This window comes from Nocardiopsis lucentensis DSM 44048, from assembly GCF_000341125.1.
In the GTDB taxonomy this organism is placed as follows: domain Bacteria; phylum Actinomycetota; class Actinomycetes; order Streptosporangiales; family Streptosporangiaceae; genus Nocardiopsis; species Nocardiopsis lucentensis.
On sequence record NZ_ANBC01000505.1, the window covers coordinates 1 to 4,469 of the forward strand.

The 4,469-nt window shown below is 73.3% G+C and carries 5 protein-coding genes and 1 pseudogene; 2 read left to right on the top strand and 4 right to left on the bottom strand.

Annotated features, from left to right (window positions below; genetic code table 11):
* A pseudogene (locus D471_RS0117885) lies at positions 1-650 on the bottom strand (hypothetical protein); the annotation flags it as partial.
* A complete protein-coding gene (locus D471_RS0117890; protein ID WP_017599884.1) occupies positions 625-1,311 on the bottom strand; it encodes a TetR/AcrR family transcriptional regulator in 687 nt (228 codons plus the stop codon). The gene D471_RS0117890 and the pseudogene D471_RS0117885, both read right to left, overlap by 26 nt.
* An 85-nt stretch (positions 1,312-1,396) precedes the next feature.
* On the opposite strand from D471_RS0117890, the gene D471_RS0117895 reads away from it, so the two are divergent.
* The gene (locus D471_RS0117895; protein WP_017599885.1) at positions 1,397-1,723 is read left to right on the top strand and encodes a rhodanese-like domain-containing protein; all 327 of its coding nucleotides are present in this window, start codon (positions 1,397-1,399) and stop codon (positions 1,721-1,723) included.
* Between the two features lie 51 nt (positions 1,724-1,774).
* Positions 1,775-2,371 carry a histidine phosphatase family protein gene (locus D471_RS0117900; RefSeq protein WP_017599886.1) on the top strand — a complete coding sequence of 199 codons (597 nt, stop codon included), beginning with the start codon at positions 1,775-1,777 and terminating at the stop codon, positions 2,369-2,371.
* Positions 2,372-2,450: 79 nt separating this feature from the next.
* Here D471_RS0117900 and D471_RS0117905 read toward each other — a convergent pair whose 3' ends face one another.
* Positions 2,451-3,734 carry a cation:proton antiporter gene (locus tag D471_RS0117905; protein WP_017599887.1) on the bottom strand — a complete coding sequence of 428 codons (1,284 nt, stop codon included), beginning with the start codon at positions 3,732-3,734 and terminating at the stop codon, positions 2,451-2,453.
* Between the two features lie 109 nt (positions 3,735-3,843).
* Positions 3,844-4,469, bottom strand: a 626-nt coding sequence (locus D471_RS0117910) for an aminotransferase class I/II-fold pyridoxal phosphate-dependent enzyme (RefSeq protein ID WP_026127832.1), incomplete at its 5' end; no start/stop codon positions are given.

The following is a 4,469-nucleotide window of genomic DNA, read 5'->3' on the forward strand; positions in this document are numbered from 1 at the left end:
CGGTTGGGCTTCTTGCGCATCTTCTTGTGGGTGAGGCTGCGGGTCACCCATCCCGAGGCGCGTGAGCGCACGCCGTTGCCGACGTCCCACGGGTTGCCCTGGAGGTCGGGCAGGCCGCACCGGGCGAGGTTGGAGGGCTCGGCGTTGATCGCCCGCTCGGGGGTGGTGTCGAGCCACCCGGACGAGACCAGCGTGGTGAGGGCGGCGTGCGGGTCCTCCATCCGGAGCGACCGCACGTCCTGCCCCGTCATGTTCGCGTGGCCCTTGATCGCACCGCGCAGGGCGCAGGTGAGCGCGAGCAGACGGCTGTCGGGGTCGTCGCCGACCGCCTCGCGCGTCAGGTACGCCCACACGTCGCGCAGGAAGGCGGACTGGAGCTCGTTGAGCGGCAGCGGGCCGCGCTTGTGCGGCTTCTTGGGCGCCTCGCGCTGTCGCCGGATGTGCTCCAGCTGCTTCCTCTTGCGCTCCTTCTTGGTCGAGAGCTTCCTGCGGTCGGCCCAACCGGGCGGCGTGCTGATCCCGAGTTCGGCGCAGCGCGTGCACTCCATCGCCGCGGCCAGGTCCTCGTTGGGCTTGTGGAACCGGGGCTGGGGGACCTTCGCGGAACGGGAGGAGACGTGCACGTCACTGGTCACGGTGCGTTGCGTCATGGTGAGGAGGGTAGCGACGATTCGGCGCCTCCGTCCGCGATCCACGGAATCGGGCGGCCCACGGGTCCGGGGGCGGTCCGAGTAGCGCGCCAACCGCGGCCGCGACACCGGAGCGGATCCGGTCCCAGTCGTACCCGTGTTCGCGCAGTTCGGCGTTCAGGTCGGCGTCGACCGTTCCGAGCAGGACGTGTGCGAGGTGGTCGGGGTCGGGACGGTCGGCGCACAGGATCGCCAGGTGCCGGTGCCAGAACACGTAGGACCCGACGCGGTAGCGGGCGCCGGGCGAGGCCGTCTCGGACAGCCGGACCAGGTCCAGGTGGTCGGCCAGGTGGGTGAGGTAGGCGTCGAAGAAGGCCAGCGCGCGGTCCCGGGCGGGCGCTCCCGGCCCCAAAGGGGGATCACCGAAGACGATCCGCTCCTGCAGTCGCCGCTCGCGCTGGTCCAGCAGCGCGGCGACCAGTCCGGACTTGTCGCCGAAGCGGCGAAAGACCGTCCCCTTGCCGACCTGCGCCGCGCGGGCGACGGCGTCGACGGTCAGCGCCTCCACACCCCCCTCCGCGAACAGGCGCGCGGCGGCGTCCAGGACCCGGGCCCGATTGCGTGCGGCGTCGGCCCGCTCCCGCGGCGGTCGGCGCAGCACCTGAAGCAGTTCGTCGTTCACGGGGACCAGCCTACTAGACAAACGGACTTTGGTCCGGTTATGTTCGTTCATGCAAGCGGACCGCAGTCCGGATAGGAGAGGAACCATGACCGCACTCATCAGCCGCGAGGAACTCAAGAGGCACATCGACACCGGGACGGTGACCGTGGTGGACGCCCTCGGCGGCACCTACTACGAGCAGCAGCACCTTCCCGGCGCCGTCGCCCTGGTCGCCGACGAGGTGAGCGACCGCTCCGCCGAGGTGCTGCCCGACAAGGACGCCCTCATCGCCGTCTACTGCTCCAACCCCGCGTGCGGGAACAGCCAGGCCGTGGCCACCGCCCTGGAGGGGCTCGGCTACACCCGCGTGCGCAAGTACCGCGAGGGGATCCAGGACTGGGTGGAGGCCGGCCTGCCCGTCGACAAGGGCTGACCCGACGCGTCGGGGGAGTGACCGCGCGCCCGGTGCGGCAGGATCGGTGCCATGGGTGAACTGGTGCTGATCAGACACGGGCAGACCGAGTGGAGCCGGGCGCGACGGCACACCGGGCGCACGGACCTCCCCCTGACCGAGGAGGGGGAGCGGCAGGCCGTGGCCCTGCTCCCCCTCCTCGCCGGGCTCGACATCGACCTGGTGGTGACCAGCCCGCTCCGGCGGGCGGTGCGCACCGCCGAGCTGGCGGGGCTGGGGGAGACGGTGCCCGATCCCGACCTCATGGAGTGGGACTACGGCGGGTACGAGGGAATCACCACCGCCGAGATCCAACGCGAGCGCCCGGAGTGGAACCTGTGGACCGACGGGGTGCCCGAGGGCGACGCGGAGCACCCCGGGGAGAGCGTCGAACAGGTCGGGGAACGCGCCGACCGGGTCCTGGCCGCGGTGTCGCTGATCCTGGGCGGCGGCTCCGGGCCCGACGTCGCGCTGGTGGCGCACGGCCACGTCCTGCGGGTGCTCACCGCGCGCTGGCTGGGTCTGGCCCCCTCCGACGGGGCGCTGCTTCGGCTGGACACCGGGGCCGTGAGCACACTCGGCCGCGAGCACGGACGTCCGGTCATCACCTCCTGGAACCGGACCGCCTGAGCGCGCCGGGCGCCGCGCGTCGGCCGCCCACGGGCGAGTCGCGCCCGCCCCCTCAACGGACCGGACCCGTCCCGCGTCGTCAGTCCCCCCGGCCGGTGTCCTGCCCCCGGGGAGCGTGCCACCGGTGGTGGTGCACGGTGACGTCCCGGTGCTCGGGCGCCGTCGGATCGTAGCGGCCCGCGCGGCGGCCGAACGAACGCGCCCACGGGGCGGCCGTGATCCCGTGCGCGTACACACTGAGCAGGACGGTCACACCCGCGACCAGGAGGATCCGGTCCGCCTCGGCGACATCGCCGTGTTCGACCACGAGCAGGGCGAACACGATCGAGGCGAGCCCGCGCGGGCCGAACCAGCCGAGGAAGCACACGGTCTCCGGGCGCAGCCGCGCGCCGAGGGTCGCCACGGCCACGGCGAGGGGGCGCACCACCGCCAGGCTCAGCACCGCGTACACCAGGGTCAGCCCGTCGACATCGCCGAGCCGAGGGCCGATGATCACCGCCCCGAACAGGGCGAACGTCATCAGAGTGAGGAGCTCCCCCTCCCGCTCGGCGAACTGGTGCACGAACTCCCGCTGCTGCCTGGCCAGCGCCCCGAAGACCAGACCCGCGACGAACGCGGCCAGGAAGCCGCTGCCCGTCGTCACCTCGGCGCCCGCGTAGGACAGCCCGGCCACCCCGATCGCGAACAGGCGGCGATGGGTCGCGTTGACCCACCCGGCGGCGTCGGCCCGGGTGATCGCCCACGCGCCGAGTCCGCCCACGCAGACACCGACCAGCGCCCCCACCCCGATCTGTCCCGCGGCGAAGCCCGCCCACGACCACGTGGACCCGCCCACCTCCTCCGAGGCGGCGAGAGCGGAGAACACCATGACGGCGGGCAGGGCGATGCCGTCGTTGAGCCCGCTCTCGACGTTGAGGGTCTGGCGGATCCGGACGGGCAGACGCCGGTCGGAGATCACCGCCTGGCCCAGGGCCGCGTCGGTCGGGGCGAGCACCGACGCCAGCAGAGCCGCGCCCGCCAGGCTGAGTCCGGGCAGGATCCCCTGGGCGGCCGCGGTGCCGAGGGCGATGCCGACGGGCATGCCGATCCCGAGCAGGAGGAGGGGCAGGTGGTACTCGCGCCGCAGTACCCGAAGGTCGATGCGGACGGCGTCGGTGAACAGCACGAGTGTCAGGGCCACCTCGGTGAGGACACGGACCGTGGCGCCCGTGGCGCTGCCGCCCAGCAGGTCCAGTCCTCCGGCGCCGAGCACCAGGCCACCGGTCGTGAACACCATCGGCGCGGTCAGGGACGTGCCCTGTGTGCGCCCCGAGATCAGCGCGTAGCCGAGCAGCAGCACGGCGAACGCGATCACGTCCGTCACCCGACCGCCTCCCCCCGACGACGTACCGACACCGATCGTGTCAGCGGGGACCCGGTGAGGCGAGCATCCCACGCTGGACCCGTGCCCATTCGTCCGGGGAGGACCGCCCTCAGACGCGGTGGTCGAGCACGTCGGCGAGGACCTCGCAGGCGCGGCGCAGCTGGGACAGGGTGGCGGAGCCGTAGCCGAGGATGAGACCGTGCACGGTGGGCTCGCCGGGGCTCGCGTGACCCGTGTCCGCGACCAGGACGCCGCGTTCGGCCGCGGCGTCGACCACCCCGGCCACGGCGTGCGCGGGCAGCGGCAGCATGACGTGCAGCCCCGCCGTGTCACCGGTCAGCCTCGGCCCCAGGTACTCCACCAGCAGCCCGCGGCGGCGGACGTACTCCCGGCGCATGCGGCGCAGGTGCCGGTCCAGGTCGCCGCGCTCCAGCAGCAGCGCCGTGGCCGCCTGGACGGGACCGCTCGTGCGGTCGGACAGGTCGGCGCGCACCTCGGCCACCCGCTCCACCAGGGCGGGTTCGGCGACGAGCCACCCGATGCCCAGGTCGGGCGAGAGCGTCTTGGACAGGGTGCCCAGGAGGATCACCCTGCCGGGGTCCAGGCCGTACAGGGCGGGCAGCGGCGCGACGTCGTAGCGGAACTCGGCGTCGTAGTCGTCCTCGACGACCATCGCCCCGCACGTTCGCGCCCACGTCAGGAGCCGTTCGCGGCGCGGGATCGGCAGGGGGGGGG

Coding starts and splice junctions, on each gene's coding strand:
- D471_RS0117895 (WP_017599885.1), top strand. CDS start 1,397: ATGACCGCACTCATCAGCCGCGAGGAACTCAAGAGGCACATCGACACC.
- D471_RS0117900 (WP_017599886.1), top strand. CDS start 1,775: ATGGGTGAACTGGTGCTGATCAGACACGGGCAGACCGAGTGGAGCCGG.